The sequence below is a fragment of the Brachybacterium sp. 107 genome (genome assembly GCF_052379725.1).
Taxonomy (GTDB): Bacteria; Actinomycetota; Actinomycetes; order Actinomycetales; family Dermabacteraceae; genus Brachybacterium.
Genome location: NZ_JBQSYW010000013.1, coordinates 37,340 through 54,047, shown reverse-complemented (window position 1 = coordinate 54,047; position 16,708 = coordinate 37,340). Strand labels below are relative to the sequence as shown.

Below are 16,708 nucleotides of genomic sequence, written 5' to 3'. Positions count from 1 at the left end.
GTCGGACCACGAACCCATCGCCTCCTTCGACGACGAGGACTCCGCGCATGAGCAGTTCCCCCGGCCCCCTCACACCGCCGCCCCGGCCGCGACCGACGCCCTCCAACGGGCCCCTGGGGCCCGGAGAGCCGACGGTCCCCGCCCCTGACGTCGTCGTGCTCATGACCGATCAGCAGCGAGTGGGCTGCACGGCGGCCCAGGGCGGTCCGGACACGATGTCGCGCACCGATGCGCTGCTCGCCGCGGGTACGAGGTTCGACCGGGCCTACACCACCTCCCCGGTCTGCGTCCCGGCCCGCACGAGCCTGCTCACCGGTCGCTTCCCGACCGCCCACCGGGTGCGGCAGAACAGCACCGCCGGGCATGCGCTGTACGGGGCGGACCTGCTGGACGTGCTGCGCGGGGCGGGGTACTCGCTCCATTTCAGCGGGAAGCCGCACATGCATCCGGGAGCAGAGGACTTCGACAGCTACACCGGGCCGTTCTTCCACGACAGCGGCCCCGCCCGGCCCGCCACCGGCGACCCCGCCGGCTTCGAGGCCTGGCTGCGCGCCCTGGACCACGGCGTGGCGGAGGAGCCCACGCCGTTCGAGGTCGCGGACCAGTTCCCCGCTCGCATCGTCGACGGCGCCCTGCACGCCCTCGAGCAGGCTCCGACGGACCGTCCCCGCTTCCTCTGGGTCTCCTTCCCCGAGCCGCACAACCCCTACCAGGTGCCCGAGCCGTACTTCAGCATGTTCGAGGACGAGGTGCCCGAGCGGGAGACCGACGCGAGTGTGCTGGACGGCATGGACTGGCGCTTCCGGTGGCTGCATCGGCTGATCGAGGAGAAGCGGCCCGGCTTCGATCGGTCCTGGCGGCGCTATCGTGCGAACTACCTCGGGATGCTGCGGCTGATCGATGATCAGATCGGACGGCTGCTGGACGCCATCGAGTCCTCCGCCCGGCCCACGATCTTCGTGGTGCTCGCCGATCACGGAGACTTCACCGGGGAGTACGGGCTACAGCGCAAAGGTGCCGCCATGCCCGATGCACTGATGCGCATCCCCCTGGGGTTCAGCGGACCCGGCATCTCCGCGCAGGAGCGCCACGAGCTGGTCTCGATCATCGACGTGCTGCCCACCCTCGCCGAGCGCCTGACCGGGGAGATCCCGCCCGGGGTCCAGGGACGCTCCCTCGACCCGTTGCTGCAGGGCCTTCCTGCCCCCGCCGAGGAGTTCGGGTCGATCCTCGGCGAGCTCGGCTACGGGGGTGTGTCCTACGAGGAGACGGATCGGCCTCCTCTCCACTTCTCCTACGAGGGGGCGAGCTTCGACGAGCTGAACTCGGTGACCCTGGGCGGGGAGATGCGCATGCTCGTGCGCGGCCACCACAAGCTCGTGGTCGACGACCGCGGCCACGACACCCTGCACGATCTCCTGGCCGATCCGCTGGAGACCCACGATCTCGCGGCCGACGCCGACCACCAGCAGCTCCGGGCGGAGCTCCGCCGCGAGCTGGTGCGATGGATGATGCGAGCGGCCGATGACCTCCCCGTGGGCGCCTACACGCCGCGCACCCGGCCGCACAACTGGCGCTGGGTCTGAGGACCACCCGTCGGGACCCACCGCGTCAGGGCGCCCGAGCCATCCCCTCCGGCCCGTTTCGTCCGTCGGCCACCGGTGGCACGATCAGCAGCACGAGGGATCGCGACGCGGTCCCGCCCCTGAGGAGGAACCATGCCCCGTTCCACGCCCTACATCTCGTTCCCCGGCAATGCCGCCGAGGCCATGCCCTACTACGCGGAGGTCTTCGGGGGCACCCTCGAGCTCAACACCTACGGCGACAACCCCATGGAGGGCATGCCGTTCACTCCCCCGCCGGAGTCCGTCGCCCACGCCCAGCTGGACGGCGGCCTGCTCACCCTCGCCGGGGGCGACGACATCGGGGAGGACATGCAGCCGCTGGACGGATCGGCCTACTCCCTGATGGTGATGCCGGGGTCGGTGGCCGATGCAGAAGCCCTCATCGAGAGGCTCACCTCGACCGGGGCGAGCATCGAGATGCCCTTCGCGCAGGCTCCGTGGGGCGATCACTACGGGCAGCTCAAGGACCGCTTCGGCGTGCTCTGGCAGATCGACGTGCCCGGCACGCAGGGCTGAGGCGCCCGCAGCGCCGCCCCTCCGCGGAGGGGCGGTGGCACGCACGGCGGGCGCGGAACCGGTCACGTCCGGGAAGACCGCGCCCGCCTGCCGCGTTGCCCCTGTCATGAGCTCTTCCCTCCATCGCACCCTCGGGATCCTCGGCGCCGGCAAGGTCGGCACCGTGCTGGCCCGCCTCGCCCTCGCCGCCGGGCACGACGTGCTGATCTCCGGTTCCGGCGATCCCGAGAAGATCGAGCTGATCACCCAGATCCTGGCCCCCGGGGCACAGGCCGTGACCAACCAGGAGGCCGCCGAGCGTGCCGACCTCGCGATCCTCGCGCTGCCCCTGGGCAAGCACGCCTCGATCCCGGCCGACGCCCTCGCCGGGAAGATCGTCGTGGACGCCATGAACTACTGGTGGGAGACCGACGGGCACCTCGAGCAGTTCTCCCACGCGGGGGCGTCGACCAGCGAGTTCGTCCAGGCGCAGCTGCCCGGGGCGCGCGTCGTGAAGGCCTTCAACCACATGGGGTACCACGACCTCGAGGACCTCGCCCGCCGTGTGGCTGGCGAGCACGACGCCCGCGAGAATGACGCCCACGGGCTCGACAACCACGGACCCGACAGCCACGAGGCCCCGGCTCCTCGGGCGGCCATCGCGATCGCCGGACCGGCTCCGGCCGCGGGAATCGTCGCCGAGCTGGTGGACGAGCTCGGCTTCGACCCGGTGGTGATCGGCTCGCTGGCGGAGGGAGTGCGCCTGCAGCCCTTCACGGAGGCCTTCGGCGCGGGGATAGACGCCGCCTCGCTGCGGGCGATCGTGGACCGCTTCCCTCAGACCGACAGGGGCCGCGAGGTGCTCTCGGCGCTCGGCGCGGACACTGCCACGGGCGCCGACGGGCTGGCCGACGAGGTCGACGACGCGCTGGCCGACGAGAGGGTCTGACCCCGACCCCGCTGCGGCTCCCACAGCTCCAGGCCCGCGCGCTTCGAGTACCACCACCAGATCCCGGCGCTCAGCAGCAGCATCGGCACCAGGGCGAGGGCAAGGCCCAGGAAGCCCACCTCTCCCTGTTCGGTGAAGCCCGGGATCAGCGGAGAGATCGCGAAGAGGGTCCAGTTGTTGGCGGTGTGCAGCAGGATCGGGATCTCGAGACCGCCGGTCTTCCAGGCCAGCAGGCCCATCACGATCGCGAAGAGGGCGATGTCGATCTGCCCCACCCAGTTGTAGCCGTGGCCCAGCACGAACAGCGGCACGGGCACCAGGATCCCGAGGAGCGGCCAGCGCAGCCAGGTGCCGAGGACCTGCATCGGCAGCGCCCGGAAGGCGACCTCCTCGCCCGCGCACTGCAGCGGGGCGAGGAGAAGGGCCACGAGCCACGCCAGGATCACGGCCGGCCCGAGATGCGGGATCACGATCGCCTCGCGCTCCAAGATCAGGTTCAGCACCATGTTCAGCAGCACGTACACGGGGACGACGACGAGCGCCGCCCGCCCCAGCAGGCCCCAGCGGAATCGCCCCATCACCGACAGCACGATGCCTGCCCGGCCGTAGCCGGCCAGCGATCCCACCAGCACCGCGGGGACCAGCAGCGCGAGCATGCCCAGCCCCAGCACCTGGTCGGCCGGGTTCAACGGATCCATCAGGGAGGGGCTCGTGGAGGCCGCCGGCCAGAGCTCCCCGAGGATCATCAGCGGCACCATGACCTGGAGGTTCATGGCGATCCACACGAATGCTGCCACGGCGGTCGTGACCAGCGGGCGCCACCAGTAGCCGCGGTGCGGGATCGCGCGGGCGATGCGATGGTAAGGCTGGGACGGCGTGGTGCGGGGAAGGGGTTCGTGCTGCGTCATGCCCCGATCCTCTCGTCCCGGCTCGGGTGTGGGCATCCGCCGTGCGTCCTCGTCTGCGCCGCTCGGGTCCCCCGCCCGGACCTGCCGCTCGGCTGATGGCGCGACGAGGGTCATCGGCCGCATGGCCGATCCGTCGGCCGCAGATCGATCTCTACGCTGGTGCCATGACCGTCACCGCGCCTCCTGCTCCCGCCGCGCCGTCCGTGCGCAGCGTGCGCCAGTGGGCGATCGCGGTCGCCCAGTCCCTGGTGTGCACGGCGCTGGGCTTCCTGTTCTTCCTCATCAACTTCGGCATGCTGCTCGAGGAGTTCTCCGACAACCCTCCCGAGGGTCTGCTGGGGATGTACGGGGTCGACGCCCTGGTGGGTGTGGTCGCCACGCTCGCGATCGGTCCCTTGCGGTTCGTGCCTCCCGGTCGGTGGCACAGCGCAGCGCATCTGCTGGTTGCCACCGCGGCCGGGATCAGCGGATGGGCGTGGGTGGCCGCGGCGATCGGCATGTACCGACTGGGGGTCCGGCGCCGCCTGGTGCTCGACGTCGTGGCAGTGCTGCTGGTCTCCGGGATGTCGCTGGCGACGATGGTCCTCGATACCCGGATCCGGGGGACCGACCCGGGCATGCTGGAGCTCACCACCATGGGCATCATCGTGGTCCTCGCCCTGGTCCCCCTGCTGCTGGGCCATGTGGTCGGCACCCGCACCGAGCTCCTGGCGTCCCTGCGGGAGCACGCCGCCTCCGCGGACAGGGAACGGGAGGCCGCGCAGCTGGCGCGCGACGCCGCCGAGCGCGAAGCTGCTGCTCTGGTGCGCGAGCGCGACGCGGACGACGCCCGGGTGCGCGCCGAGGAGCGCTCCGCCCTGGCCCGCGACATGCACGACAGCATCTCCCACCATCTGGCCACGATCGCCATGCACGCCGGCGCGATGTCCTACCGCGACGACCTCCCGGTCGCCGAGCTGCGTCGCAGCGCGGGCACGGTGCGCGATGCCGCCCAACAGGCCAACCGCGAGCTGCGCATCGTGCTGATGACTCTGCGCACCACCGGCGGCGACACTCCACTGGCCACCGTCCCCACCCTCACCGACATCGTGGAGCGGTGTCGCAAGGAGGGCCAGGACGTGGAGCTTTCCTGGGTCGGGCTCGCCCCGGAGGATCTCGAGGGTGCCGATCGCAGCACCGTGGTGACGCTCGCCCGGATCCTCACCGAGATCACGACCAACGCCGCCAAGCATGCTCCCGGCGCGCCCCTGGCGATCACGCTCTCGCGGGCCGACCACACCGTGCACCTCCACGCCTCCAATCCGCTGCCGGCGAGCGCACTGCACGCGTCGACCTCCACCGGGCACGGGCTGCTCGGGGTGCAGGAACGGGCCCGCCTGCTGGGCGGCGACGCGGAACATCGCGTGCACGAGGACTCCTTCGAGGTGGAAGCATGGATGCCATGGTGAACGAGACGGAATCAGAGGGATCCGCAGGATCCGAGAGGTCTGTGACGGCCCCGGTCCGGGTGCTGCTGGTGGACGACGAGGCGCTGATGCGCGCCGGTCTGCGCCTGATGATCCACGGCACCCACGGCATCGAGGTGATCGGGGAGGCGGCCGACGGGAGCGCGGCGCTCGAGCAGATCGGCGCCCTGGACCCGGACGTGGTGCTGATGGACATCCGCATGCCCCGCATGACCGGGCTCGAGGCGCTGCGGTCGCTGCGCGAGGCGGGATCCGACGCACGCGTCATCATGCTCACCGCCTTCGACACCGACGAGTTCCTGCTGGAGGCGCTGCGGGCCGGCGCGGTGTCGTTCCTGCTCAAGGACTCCCCTCCCCAGGAGGTCGTGCAGGCGGTGCTCGATGCGGCCGGTGACCGTCCGCGCTTCTCACCCGACGTGCTCACCCGCCTGGTGCGCCTCGCGTCCGACGGCACGCAGACTCCCGCGGGCGCTGTGGGAACCGGAGGGAAGAGGCCGGAAGGACAGGGGTCCGCCGCGGAGGCCGACGCCGAGGCACCGGCATCATCCCCGGCCCCGTCAGGGATCACCGACCGCGAATGGGAGGTGGGCAGGCTCGTCGCGCAGGGACTCGCGAACCCCGAGGTCGGCGAGGCGCTGTTCATGTCCGTCGCGACGGTGAAGACCCACCTGGGCAGGCTCTATCACAAGCTGCAGGTCACGAACCGCGTGCAGCTCGCGATCCGGGTGCTCGAGCTGGGCGGCTGAGCACTCTCACCTCTTGAGGATCCGCCACAGCGCCGTCGCGACGGGCTTGAGCACGCCCACGACGAGGAACAGTCCGATGATCAGGACCATCGGAGAGAACGGCAGGGAGTCGAACATGCCCCCGCTGGAGACGTCTGTCGAGCCGGAGAAGCCCGCCTCGATCTGCGCCCGCTGGCGGGAGATGAAGAGCCAGATGCCTCCGATGAAGGCCAGCACCACGAGGAAGAACGCGGCCTTGCCGATGCTGCTCACGAGGTCGGCCCGATCGGACGTGGCCGTGTCGTGCTCGGGCGCGGTTGCGGAGAAGTCCGCGTTCCACTGTGTGCTTCCGTCGCGGTCCTCGCGGAACGGGAGCGCGGAGTGCGAGCCCTGTTCGTGCGGTGCCGGGTCCTGTCCGAAGGGGTCCTGAGGCATGCCCTCGGGCCCGGTGCTGTCCATCATCGCGTTCGCTCCTGTGTCGCGGCGCCGCGGCGCTCCCCCTGCGACGACCGCCCCCGCGGCCGCGCTCTGCTGGGTCAGAGGATACGACACCCCACCGCCCCGCGGCCGAGGCCGCGCACGTACGCCCGGGCGTCGGCCGACGGAGCAGGCGTCGGGCGACGGATCAGAAGAAGGACAGCACCGCCGCGGTCGCGACCACGAGGCAGGCGCCGCCGAGGGCGAAGATCCACCGGGGGATGGGCCGGTTCCGGGCCGTCACGCAGGAGAGGTGGATCGAGATCATGGTCGCCAGGAACAGGATCCCGGCGAAGGCGGTCAGCAGGATCGTGAGGGTGCTCATCGAGCCACCCCACCGGTGGAGGGTCGTGACGACACCATCGGTCCTCTTTCTCGCGCTTCTCGGGCGTCTCGGGTTCCTGGTGCGTGGGCCGGTCATGGCGATCCGGGGGACGGGACATGGGCGCCGCCGACGAGCCCGCACGCTCCTGGGGCAAAGCCTGCAGAATACTCCTCCGTGATGGATCCCTGATGGGCGCCGATGGCTCGCCGGGGTCGTCTTGCTCACGTCCTCCCAGGCATGATGGGCCGCATGCCCCGAGACCACGTCCTCCCGGTCCGCACGACGCTGATCCTGATCGCCGGTCCTCTCGCCGCCGGGAAGAGCGCCGTCTCCCGGCGCCTTGCCGCGGACCTGCGCCGCCGGGGCCGGCAGATCGCGCTGGTCGAGCTCGATGCCATCGCCGACATGGCGCGGCCGACGCTGCCCGACTGGGCCGCTGCGCACCGGATCTTCGCCCAGGTCACCGGGCAGTGGCTGCGGACCGGTCTGGACACGGTGATCGCCGAGTCGGTCAGCGACCAGGGCGAGCTCGACAGGGTGCTCCAGAACGTTCCCGCGGGAACGCCTGTGCTGACCGTCGTGGCCACCTGCCCTGTCGAGGTCGCGCTCGAGCGCGCGCTGGCGGATCCGACCCGCGGGGTCTCCCGGGACCCTGGATTCCTCCGTGCGGCGCACGTGCGATGGGCCGACGACGCCCGGTCGATCAACGCCGACCTCGTGCTGGAGACCTCGACGACGAGCCTCGAGGAGAGCGTCTCGCGGATCCGGGCGGCGATCGCCGAGCGGTCGACCGGGTCCGGCTGGTCAGCCGAGCCCGAACCGTCAGCCGGTTCCGGGGCCTGACCCGTCGTGCCCGCACGGTCGCTGCACAGCGTTCACGGGCCAGAGGGTCGGGGCCAGAGGGTCAGAGCGCAGAGACCACGGCGGCAATGCTGACGAGGAGCGCGGCGCAGCTCAGGACGACCACCCAGCGCGGGATCGCGCCGGGTCGCGCGGTGACGTTCGTGAGGTAGACGGAGATCACCGCGGCGACGCACAGCACGCCCGCTGCGATGGCCAGGGCGAGGGTGGGGCCGCTCATGCGGCAGCCCGCTCGGTCGGGGGCGTGAAGGGCATCTGCTGTCCTTTCCCTCCGTGCTGCGGAGGTGGCGACGGGCCGGTCGTATGCACCCGACAGGCGTCCTGCTCGACCATGCATCATACCCGTTCAGGGGCCAGAAATGAGCTCCTCCGGCGCCCCGACGGGACGATGCCGGGTGGTTCCCCAGAGGGGTATTCTTTCGACGCTCGCGGGCGGCTCCCGGCACCATGGTCCCTATGAGCACTGCCGAGACGCTGATCGCCGAGGCCGCGCGGGCTGATGTGGACGGCTGGGGCTTCGGCCACCTCGCAGGGCGCGCCACCGAGGAGCGCCCGCCCTGGGGCTATGCGGTCCTGCTCGCCGACGCCGTGGCCACCGCGGGGGTGGCGATCGATCTGGACACCGGCGGCGGCGAGGTGCTCGGGCAGTGCCCGCGCCTGGCCGCGCAGCAGCACGTCACCGAGAGCTGGCCGCCGAACGCCGCGCAGGCCCGGGCGCTGCTGGGTCCCCGCGGGGTGGTCGTGCACGAGACCGCTCCCGGCGCGCCGATCCCTCTGGCCGACGGCGCCGCGGACCTCGTCACGTCCCGCCATCCGGTGCGCCCGGACTGGCCGGAGATCGCCCGCGTGCTGGGGCCGGGAGGCCGGTACCTCGCCCAGCACGTCGGCCCGAGCTCGGCCTTCGAGCTGATCGAGCACTTCGTCGGCCCCACCACCGCGCAGCAGCGCCGCGGCCGCCACCCCGACGACGAGGTGGCCGCGGCGCAAGCCGCCGGCCTCGAGATCCTGGACCTGCGCACAGCGCGGCTGCGCATGGAGTTCTCCGACGTGGGGGCCGTGGTGTGGATCCTGCGCAAGTGCGTGTGGTGGGTCCCGGATTTCGAGGTCGACCGCTACCGGGATCGACTGCTCGCGATGGATGCGATGATCCGCCGCGAGGGTTCCTTCGTCGCCCACTCGACGCGGCACCTGATCCGGGCACGGCGCCGCTGACCGCACTTCACGAGAGCAGTGACGTTCCCGCGGGAACGCCACTGCTCACTGTGAGGTCTGCGCACCGTGGGTCACTGGGCGCCGACGACCTCATGGGGGACGTACGGAGCCTCGAGCGCGGTGATCTCCTCACTGGTCAGCTTCAGATCCAGAGCACCGAGTGCCCCGTCGATATGGCTGGTCCTCGTGGCGCCGACGATCGGCGAGACCACCGGACTCTTCGCGAGCAGCCAGGCCAGGGCCACATGCACCCGTTCCACGCCCCGGTCCGCGGCGATGCGGGCGACCTGCTCCACGATCTCCCGGTCGGTGCCCTGGGTGGAGTCGTACTTCGTCTTCGCGGTGGCGTCGGTGCGGGCGCGCTCGGTGTCCGCGTTCCAGTCGCGGGTCAGGCGCCCGGCGGCGAGCGGGCTGTAGGGCGTGGAGGCGACGCCGAGCTCGCGCAGCAGCGGCATCATCTCCCGCTCCTCCTCGCGGTACAGGAGGTTGTAGTGGTTCTGCATGGAGATGAACTTGGTCCAGCCGTTGACCTCGGCCACGTGCTGGGCCTGCAGGAACTGCCACGCGAACATCGCGGACGCGCCGATGTGGCGGATCTTTCCCGAGCGCACCACGTCATCCAGCGCCCGCATCGTCTCCTCGATCGGGACCGTGTAGTCCCAGCGATGGATGATGTACAGGTCGATGTAGTCGGTGCCCAGGCGCTCGAGGCTCTTGTCGACCTCGGAGAGGATCGCCTTGCGGGAGAGGCCACTGCCGTTGGGGCCCTCGTGCATGCGGCCGTGCACCTTGGTGGCGAGCACGATCTCGTCGCGGTTCGCGTAGTCGACCAGCGCCTTGCCGAGGATCTCCTCGCTGCGCCCGATCGAGTACACGTTCGCGGTGTCGAAGAAGTTGATGCCGGCGTCCAGCGCATGCTGGATGACAGGACGGGCAGCATCCTCCTCGAGCACCCACGGGTGGATCCAGCGCTCGGGATCGCCGAAGCCCATCGCGCCCAGGCACAGCCGCGAGACATCCAGTCCGGTGTTTCCCAGCTTCACGTACTCCATGAGGTGCTCCTTCTGAGGTCGGCTCCGGGCTGCGTCGCCCGTCGAGCTCCATCATCCCCGGGAGCAGCGGAACGAGGGAGTGCTTGCGAGTGCACCCCTCGGGGCCGGCGCGCCGGGCGGAGACGCTGCCCGGCCAGACGTTCCCTCTCCTCCACGTCGCCCTCGAGGATCACGAGCACTTTCGGAACGTCTTCCCACCAGGCATTCCATAGCGAAGACCTGTGTATCCCCCGTCAGCAGCGTTCGAAATTTCGGGCCCATAGGGGGTGCAGCCGGAGGACGACTTGGGCTTCTCCGATTCCGGTGCGGGAGCAGGCTTCTTGGTCTGCTGCGAGGTCGAGCCGCCGCCGGAGGACGATCCGTTTCCCGACCCACCGCTCGAGCCTCCGGTCTTGGGCGGGGCCGAGGGAGCGGGGGCCGATTTCTCGGACTCTCGATCCTTCCGGTCCTGCTCCTCTCGGTCCTGACGATCCTGTTCCTCGCGGTCCAGACGTTCCTGCTCCTCGTGGGCCTCACGATCCAGGCGTTCCTGCTCCTCCCGCTCGAGGCGTTCCTGCTCCTCCCGCTCGATGCGCTCCTGCTCGGCGTCGAAGTCACTCTTCGCGTCGTCAAGGGTCATGCGAGCCGTCTCCGCGTGCTCCCGTGCACCGTCGGCCTCGATGCTCAGCGTGCTGAGGAAGGTCTCCATGGCAGGGACCGCCATCACGGCGTTCCCGAGGCCGGGCAGCCCGTCCGGCCCGAGAGCCGTGCGAAAGGCGTCGAGCTCTTCGACCAGCGACGTCGCTCCGGCGAGGGCGTCGGCCGGGTCCCCGTCGACAGTGAGCGGAATCTGGCCGGCGGCGTTGTCCAGAGCCTGCACCTGCGCCGGCAGCGAGCAGGCGATCTCTGCGGAGAACAGACCCAGACCTGCCTCCTGTGCGGCCCGGGACGCCTCCTCGACCTCCGGGAGGAAGCGATCGTTGGGCTCGAAGAGCACCGGGACCCCCAGGCCCTCGGCGGCGATCTCTGCATTGATCAGTGCACCGGATTCGTAGACGCCCGCCAGCGTCCGGTCGTAACGGTCGGTCCGTTCCCGGTCGTACTCGAGCTCGATCTCGGTGCCGGCCGGAAGCCGCTCGACGAGGAACTCCGCACTCTCCGGGCCCAGACACTGGACCTCCTCATCGGGGTCCTTCGTCTCCGGGGTATCGATGTTCAGCAGACGGATCGTCGTCTCCTCCCCATCGACCAGCGCGATCAACGTGTCCCCATCGATGACGCGTACGACCTCTCCTCGACGATCGTCGCCGGTCGTCATCGCATACGCCCCACCGGCGAGCAGGCCCATTGCTGCGAGGCCGACAGCGGCTTTCCCCCACGGCCTGCTCCGCCGCGGCCCGACCTGGCCCGGCACCCCCTGTCCAACGCTCACGACGCCGCCTCTCAGAGATCAACCCGCCCGATACGCCATGATCCCAGAGAATCTGACAAACCGGGCGCCCCCGAATCAGCCTCGGCAGGCTCCCCGAAGAAAGAGAGAGACCGATGGCCGGACCGTGCGCCATGCTGGGCATCCCCGTGTCGTGCACCCGAAAGAACTGATCCCATGACCACACCCCGTGACCTCCAGGCCCCACTGGGCCGAGCCCGCATGCTCTTCTCACTGCTCGCGACCCCGAAGCTGCGCGCCGGGCTGGGTGCGCGGCTCTCGGGCGCCGGGGCATCGGCCACCGGGACATCCGAGACCAACGCCGAGACCACCGGGGCGCCCGAGAACCCGAGCGTGAGCGGGCCGTTGTCCCGCATCGACTGGCTGGACGCGGACGGCGAGGTCGATCTTGCCGCTGTCCGCGACGTGGCTGACGTCCTCTCGCTGATGCGGTCCGATCAGGCGATCCTCGAGGTGCCGCGCCTCGACGGCATCCCAGTCCCGACCGCGGAGAGCCGCGAGGTCAGCGGACGGATCGCGCGACTGGTGTTCGAGCGCGTCGGGCGCGACCGGGTGCTGAGCGAGCCCGAGCTCAATGCCGCGATCGCGATGTTCGTCGGCGACGTCGCGCTCGTGCGGCGCGATGCGGTGGATTCCGGGGTGCTGACCCGCACGCCCGACGGCACCGCCTACCGGCTCACCGGGTGCACCTGACCGGGGCTCAGGCCGTCACCTCCGGGTGGACCTCCCCAGCAGGCGACCCACCCGGCGGATCAGGGGAATGCCCACGAACAGCAGCACCCACCAGAAGTCCATGCCCATCTTGAAGGCGAAGACGGCGACGATGACGATGCCCACCACGGAGGACAGCACCCCGATCAGCACCGCGGCCGTCCCCTTGCCCGAGCCGTGACTGCTGCTGCTGCTGCCGGAGTCGTTCGCGCCGGTGAAGCCCGAGGCCCAGCCCGAACCGTTCCCCTCGCTTCGGCTCGAGCCGTCCTGGCCGGACCTGTCCCCGAATACGGGCCCCTGCTGGTCGGGTCCATGCTGGTCAGGCGCCCGCTGGTCCGTCGCCCCGGAGGCCGGACCGCTGTCGCCGAAGTCCGAGGACCACCCGGTCCCGGACGATCCGGAGCCGGACGGATCGGAGCCGGACGGACCGGACCCTCCGCGGTCCTTGCCACCCAACCAGGATTGGTCGTCACCTGGCCCCTGACCGTTGTTCCCCCATGTGCTGTCCATGCCCCCAGCCTAGAGCTGCCCCCTCCCCGGTGCGGCGGCTACGGTGCACCCATGCTCCATCTCAGCGATGACCAGGTCCGCGACCTCCTGCCCGACCCTCTCCACGCCGTCGAGCTGATGCGCGAGACGCTGCTGGCCCTGGCCGATGGTGCCGCCTCGGTGACCCCGAAGAGCCAGGTCGTGCACGAGGAGGGCGGGTTCGCCAACGCCATGCCGGCGGCGTGGCCGGAGCGCGGCCTGCTCGGCATGAAATGGGTGACCGTCACGCCCTCGAACCGCGACCAGGGCCGGCCGCTGATCGGCGGGCTGATGGTGCTCTCTGCGGCCGACGGGTCCACCCGCGCCACGATGGACGCCGCCGCGCTCACCGCCCTGCGCACCGCGGCGGTCACCGGTGCCTCGCTCGCACTGGACGATCGCCCGGTCGCCTTCGTCGGCACCGGGGTGCAGGCCCGATCGCATGCCCGGGTGCTCGAGTCCCTGGGCCGCGGCCCCCTCACGGTGTGGGGCAGGCGCCGCGAGGCCCTCGACGAGCTCGCAGCCTGGTGCGCCATCCACACGCCGGACCTGGAGCTGCGCCTGATCACTAACCGCGCCGAGGCAGTCGCTGACGCAGGCGTGGTGATCAGCGGACTGCCCATTGGCCTCACCGGCTCGGAGCTGTCTCTGCGCGAGATCCGTCCCGACGCGACGTTCCTCCCCCTGGACTACGCCTCGGTGGCCGGCGCCGAGCTCTCCCGCACCGGCACCGTGGTGGCCGATGATCCCGTGCAGTTCGAAGCGCTGCGCGTCCTCAAGCACGGCGCGGACTATCCGCTCGCGAGCGGCAGCACCGGTGACCTGCTGCGCACGGGCCGTCCGGAGGGCCTGCTCGTGGTGCAGAACCTCGGTTCGGGCCTCGGCGACGTGGTGCTCGCCGACGTCGTCGCCCGGGCGGCCGAGGCCTGAGCATGGCACCGGCCGACGGCGCAGGCTCCGAGGCGCCGAGCCCCGTCGAACCGATCCGTCGACCCCTTTCGCGGCCGCCACTGCGGGCGTAGCCTGGGTCACACAGCGTCGGACGGAATGTCCGCTTCGCAGCCGTGCCCGTCGGTGCATCCACCGCGCCGGCGGCCCCATCGAAGCTCCTGCACGGAGCACACGATCGGAGGACCTGTCATGGCAATCGACGGCCCCATCGACCCACCCCTGACACGGGCGAACGACGATCCTGCACGCGCTCCCGTGCGATGGGCCGCGATCATGTGCGGGATCTTCTTCCTCATGATCGGCTTCGCCGGCTTCGTCCCGGCTGTGACATGGAATCTGCACACCATCGAGATGGGCTACGGCTCCGAGGCGATGGTGCTGGGCATCTTCCAGGTGTCCGTGCTGCACAACATCATCCATCTGTTCGCCGGCCTGGCCGGTCTCTCACTGTCGAGGTTCTCGGACTCGGCGCGCTGGTACCTGCGGGTCGGCGGTGGTGTCGCTGTGGTGCTGTGGATCTTCGGCCTGCTCGTCGACCGGGACTCGTACTCCAACTTCCTGCCGCTGAACACCGTCGACGACTGGGCGTATTTCGTCATCGCTCTCGTCATGGTCGGGCTGTCGTTCCTCTCTCGAGATGTCACTCCCGCGGCGACGACGGCCCGCCGGCCCTCCTGAGCGTCGTTCGTGAGCCGTTGCACGGACGCCGACGGCACCTCCGGCGACGCAGCGCGCGTCGCCTGGACATCGTGATATCGCCGTGCCCACAGAGGGGTGCGGCCCCCGATGACATCCCATATGATGATTTCATCATGCCGTTCAGCCAGTCGCAGCGCCCCCTCTACGAGGTGAAGGCCAACCTCTTCAAGGGCCTCGCCCACCCGTTCCGGATCCGCATCCTCGAGCTGCTCTCCGCCGCTGACGAGGTCAGCGTCACCGCGCTCCAGCAGGAGACGGGTCTCGAGGCGTCCCACCTCTCCCAGCACCTGTCCGTGCTGCGTCGCCATCACCTGGTGGTCTCCGAGCGACGGGCGAGCCACGTCTACTACCGCCTCGCCGACCCCCGCACCGCGGAGCTGCTCGCCGTGGCGCGCGCGCTGCTGCTGGGTATCCTCGCCGCGGACAGCGACCGGCTCAGCGACGCCCAGGGGCTCCCGGCACTGCCCGGTGCGGAGCGATGACCGGCCGATGACCAGCTCTGCGCGGATCCCCGCTCCCCGACGCACCCAGGCCGAGAACGCCCCTGCCGCCCCGTCGGCCCGCTGGCGCACGTCGCTGCGACGTGCGACGTCGCTGCTGCCCGGCCCGACAGACTACCGCGGCCTCCGCCGCACCTGGAAGGGCGACCTGCTGGCGGGCGTCACGGTGGGCATCGTGGCCCTCCCGCTCGCCCTCGGCTTCGGGGTCAGCTCCGGGCTCACCGCCGAGCAAGGCCTGGTCACCGCGATCATCGCAGGCCTGCTGGCGGCTGTCTTCGGCGGGTCGAACGTGCAGGTCTCCGGCCCCACCGGGGCGATGGTCGTGGTGCTCGTGCCGATCGTCGCGAGCTACGGCGCAGCCGCCGTCGCCTCTGTGACCCTGCTGGCCGGCCTGCTCGTGCTGGCCGCCGGGGTGCTGCGCCTGGGCCGGGTCGTCGGGATCATCCCCTGGCCCGTCATCGAGGGGTTCACCCTCGGCATCGCCTGCATCATCTTCATGCAGCAGATCCCCCTGGTGACCTCGCCCGTGCAGGCGGCCCCCGGCGAGCACAGCTCGAACGCCCTGGTCGCCGCTGCCCAGGCCCTCTCCGCGGCCGATCCCGGATACCTGCTCCAGGCTCTCGGTGCGGTCGCCGTGGTCGTGGCCTGCATGCTGATCGCCCCGCGGATCCACCCCTCGGTCCCGGGCTCCCTGATCGGCATCGTCCTGGTGACCGTGCTGTGCGCCGTCCTGCCCGGTCCGCTGGCACGGATCGGGACGATCCCCGCGACGCTCCCCTCCCCGTCCCTGCCCGCCCTGGATCCGGCGCTGCTCCAGGTGCTGCTGCCTGCTGCGGCGACGGTCGCGGCGCTGGCCGCCATCGAATCGCTGCTCTCGGCGCGGGTGGCTGCCGGGCTCGCCGACACCGGCGTGTACGACCCGGATCGGGAGCTGGTGGGGCAGGGCGTCGCCTCGATCGGCGCCTCCCTGTTCGGCGGCATGCCGGCCACCGGCGCGATCGCCCGCACCTCGGTGAACGTGCGGGCCGGTGCGCGCAGCCGCCTGGCCTCGGTGGTGCATGCGCTCGTGCTGCTCGCCGTGGTCTATGCGGCGTCCGGCCCGGTGGGGGCGATCCCGCTGGCGGCGCTCGCGGGCGTGCTGTTCATGACGGCGGTGCGCATGGTCCATCTGGCGACGGTGCGCACGATCCTTCGTTCCACCCGGGCGGATTCCCTCACCTTCGTCATCACCGCTCTGATCACGGTCTCCTTCGACCTCATCGCGGCCGTGCTGATCGGTGTGACGCTTGCGGCGATCTTCGCCCTGCGCGGGATCTCCCGTTCCAGCGGGGTCACCCTCGAGCCGATCCGTTCCGCGCGGCCGCAGGAGCGCGACGACGAGATCCTCGCGGTGCGCTTCGACGGGCAGCTGTTCTTCGTCTCCGCGGAGCGAGTCTTCGACACGGTGATGGCGGTGGGGCCGGTGAGCGTGGTGATCCTGCGGATGTCCGCCCTCGAGGCAGTGGACGCCTCCGGCGCGAAGTTCCTCTCGGAGATCGTGCGCGGGCTCGAGCGGCGAGGGATCACCGTGCTCCTCAAGGGCGTGCAGGACGACCACTCCGCGCTGTTCCGCAAGGTCGGGGTGCTGCGGGCGCTGCGCCACCACAATCATCTGTTCGTGGAGTTCGACGCCGCGCTCGAGCATGCCCGCTCGCACGTGCGGCGCGATCGTGCAGCCCGGCAGCCGGCGAAGTCGCAGGAGGCGCCGACCCCCGATGGGCCGACGGCTCGGGCCACGCGCAGCTGATCCCATCGA

19 protein-coding genes are annotated in these 16,708 nt (G+C 70.9%); 12 read left to right on the top strand and 7 right to left on the bottom strand.

The annotated features are described in order from the left end of the window. Window positions 1–47 precede the first annotated feature (47 nt). From ACT3UL_RS13960 to ACT3UL_RS13950, 3 genes are all read left to right on the top strand, one after another. Window positions 48–1,586 (top strand): sulfatase-like hydrolase/transferase, encoded by a 1,539-nt coding sequence (locus ACT3UL_RS13960; RefSeq protein WP_444578854.1) that lies wholly within the window; start codon window positions 48–50, stop codon window positions 1,584–1,586. Window positions 1,587–1,718: 132 nt separating this feature from the next. After that, window positions 1,719–2,141, top strand: coding sequence for a VOC family protein (locus ACT3UL_RS13955; RefSeq protein WP_444578853.1), 423 nt, complete (start codon window positions 1,719–1,721; stop codon window positions 2,139–2,141). A gap of 106 nt (window positions 2,142–2,247) precedes the next feature. Then, window positions 2,248–3,069 carry an NADPH-dependent F420 reductase gene (locus ACT3UL_RS13950; protein WP_444578852.1) on the top strand — a complete coding sequence of 274 codons (822 nt, stop codon included), beginning with the start codon at window positions 2,248–2,250 and terminating at the stop codon, window positions 3,067–3,069. On the opposite strand, the gene ACT3UL_RS13945 is transcribed toward ACT3UL_RS13950, so the two are convergent. Then, window positions 2,958–3,977 carry a lysostaphin resistance A-like protein gene (locus ACT3UL_RS13945; protein ID WP_444578851.1) on the bottom strand — a complete coding sequence of 340 codons (1,020 nt, stop codon included), beginning with the start codon at window positions 3,975–3,977 and terminating at the stop codon, window positions 2,958–2,960. The two genes, ACT3UL_RS13950 and ACT3UL_RS13945, sit on opposite strands and share 112 nt — an antisense overlap. A 164-nt stretch (window positions 3,978–4,141) precedes the next feature. Here ACT3UL_RS13945 and ACT3UL_RS13940 point away from each other — a divergent pair, with 164 nt between their 5' ends. Together ACT3UL_RS13940 and ACT3UL_RS13935 are read left to right on the top strand one after the other, a co-directional pair. Then, a complete protein-coding gene (locus ACT3UL_RS13940) occupies window positions 4,142–5,425 on the top strand; it encodes a sensor histidine kinase (RefSeq protein ID WP_444578850.1) in 1,284 nt (427 codons plus the stop codon). Continuing rightward, on the top strand, window positions 5,410–6,189 hold the full coding sequence (locus ACT3UL_RS13935; RefSeq protein WP_444578849.1) for a response regulator: 780 nt from the start codon (window positions 5,410–5,412) through the stop codon (window positions 6,187–6,189). Before ACT3UL_RS13940 ends, ACT3UL_RS13935 begins: the two co-directional genes overlap by 16 nt. 6 nt (window positions 6,190–6,195) lie before the next feature. On the opposite strand, the gene ACT3UL_RS13930 is transcribed toward ACT3UL_RS13935, so the two are convergent. Together ACT3UL_RS13930 and ACT3UL_RS13925 are read right to left on the bottom strand one after the other, a co-directional pair. Continuing rightward, complete coding sequence (locus tag ACT3UL_RS13930) at window positions 6,196–6,630, bottom strand: hypothetical protein (protein WP_444578848.1); 435 nt, start codon at window positions 6,628–6,630, stop codon at window positions 6,196–6,198. 163 nt (window positions 6,631–6,793) lie between these two features. Beyond that, window positions 6,794–6,970 (bottom strand): hypothetical protein, encoded by a 177-nt coding sequence (locus tag ACT3UL_RS13925; protein ID WP_444578847.1) that lies wholly within the window; start codon window positions 6,968–6,970, stop codon window positions 6,794–6,796. 249 nt (window positions 6,971–7,219) lie between these two features. Between ACT3UL_RS13925 and ACT3UL_RS13920 the strand changes: the two genes are divergently transcribed. Then, a complete protein-coding gene (locus tag ACT3UL_RS13920) occupies window positions 7,220–7,813 on the top strand; it encodes an AAA family ATPase (protein ID WP_444578846.1) in 594 nt (197 codons plus the stop codon). Window positions 7,814–7,874: 61 nt separating this feature from the next. Here the strand turns inward: ACT3UL_RS13920 and ACT3UL_RS13915 are convergent, their stop codons facing one another. After that, window positions 7,875–8,051 (bottom strand): hypothetical protein, encoded by a 177-nt coding sequence (locus ACT3UL_RS13915; protein WP_444578845.1) that lies wholly within the window; start codon window positions 8,049–8,051, stop codon window positions 7,875–7,877. Window positions 8,052–8,287: 236 nt separating this feature from the next. Between ACT3UL_RS13915 and ACT3UL_RS13910 the strand changes: the two genes are divergently transcribed. Next, window positions 8,288–9,043, top strand: a complete 756-nt coding sequence (locus ACT3UL_RS13910) for an SAM-dependent methyltransferase (protein ID WP_444578844.1) — start codon at window positions 8,288–8,290, stop codon at window positions 9,041–9,043. Between the two features lie 71 nt (window positions 9,044–9,114). On the opposite strand, the gene ACT3UL_RS13905 is transcribed toward ACT3UL_RS13910, so the two are convergent. After that, window positions 9,115–10,095, bottom strand: coding sequence for an aldo/keto reductase (locus ACT3UL_RS13905; RefSeq protein ID WP_444578843.1), 981 nt, complete (start codon window positions 10,093–10,095; stop codon window positions 9,115–9,117). A 169-nt stretch (window positions 10,096–10,264) separates the two neighbouring features. Beyond that, window positions 10,265–11,506, bottom strand: coding sequence for a thermonuclease family protein (locus ACT3UL_RS13900; RefSeq protein WP_444578842.1), 1,242 nt, complete (start codon window positions 11,504–11,506; stop codon window positions 10,265–10,267). A 174-nt stretch (window positions 11,507–11,680) separates the two neighbouring features. On the opposite strand from ACT3UL_RS13900, the gene ACT3UL_RS13895 reads away from it, so the two are divergent. Then, complete coding sequence (locus ACT3UL_RS13895) at window positions 11,681–12,217, top strand: DUF2087 domain-containing protein (RefSeq protein WP_444578841.1); 537 nt, start codon at window positions 11,681–11,683, stop codon at window positions 12,215–12,217. 15 nt (window positions 12,218–12,232) lie between these two features. Here ACT3UL_RS13895 and ACT3UL_RS13890 read toward each other — a convergent pair whose 3' ends face one another. Next, window positions 12,233–12,745, bottom strand: coding sequence for a hypothetical protein (locus ACT3UL_RS13890; protein ID WP_444578840.1), 513 nt, complete (start codon window positions 12,743–12,745; stop codon window positions 12,233–12,235). Between the two features lie 51 nt (window positions 12,746–12,796). On the opposite strand from ACT3UL_RS13890, the gene ACT3UL_RS13885 reads away from it, so the two are divergent. The 4 genes from ACT3UL_RS13885 to ACT3UL_RS13870 all read left to right on the top strand — a co-directional run bounded on the left by ACT3UL_RS13885 (window position 12,797) and on the right by ACT3UL_RS13870 (window position 16,699). Continuing rightward, window positions 12,797–13,693: an ornithine cyclodeaminase gene (locus tag ACT3UL_RS13885; protein ID WP_444578839.1), complete on the top strand. Its 897-nt coding sequence runs from the start codon at window positions 12,797–12,799 to the stop codon at window positions 13,691–13,693. A 210-nt stretch (window positions 13,694–13,903) separates the two neighbouring features. Next, window positions 13,904–14,392 (top strand): DUF4383 domain-containing protein, encoded by a 489-nt coding sequence (locus ACT3UL_RS13880; RefSeq protein WP_444578838.1) that lies wholly within the window; start codon window positions 13,904–13,906, stop codon window positions 14,390–14,392. Window positions 14,393–14,526: 134 nt separating this feature from the next. After that, complete coding sequence (locus ACT3UL_RS13875) at window positions 14,527–14,895, top strand: ArsR/SmtB family transcription factor (protein ID WP_443335551.1); 369 nt, start codon at window positions 14,527–14,529, stop codon at window positions 14,893–14,895. Window positions 14,896–14,902: 7 nt separating this feature from the next. After that, complete coding sequence (locus tag ACT3UL_RS13870; protein ID WP_444578837.1) at window positions 14,903–16,699, top strand: SulP family inorganic anion transporter; 1,797 nt, start codon at window positions 14,903–14,905, stop codon at window positions 16,697–16,699. Window positions 16,700–16,708 lie beyond the last annotated feature (9 nt).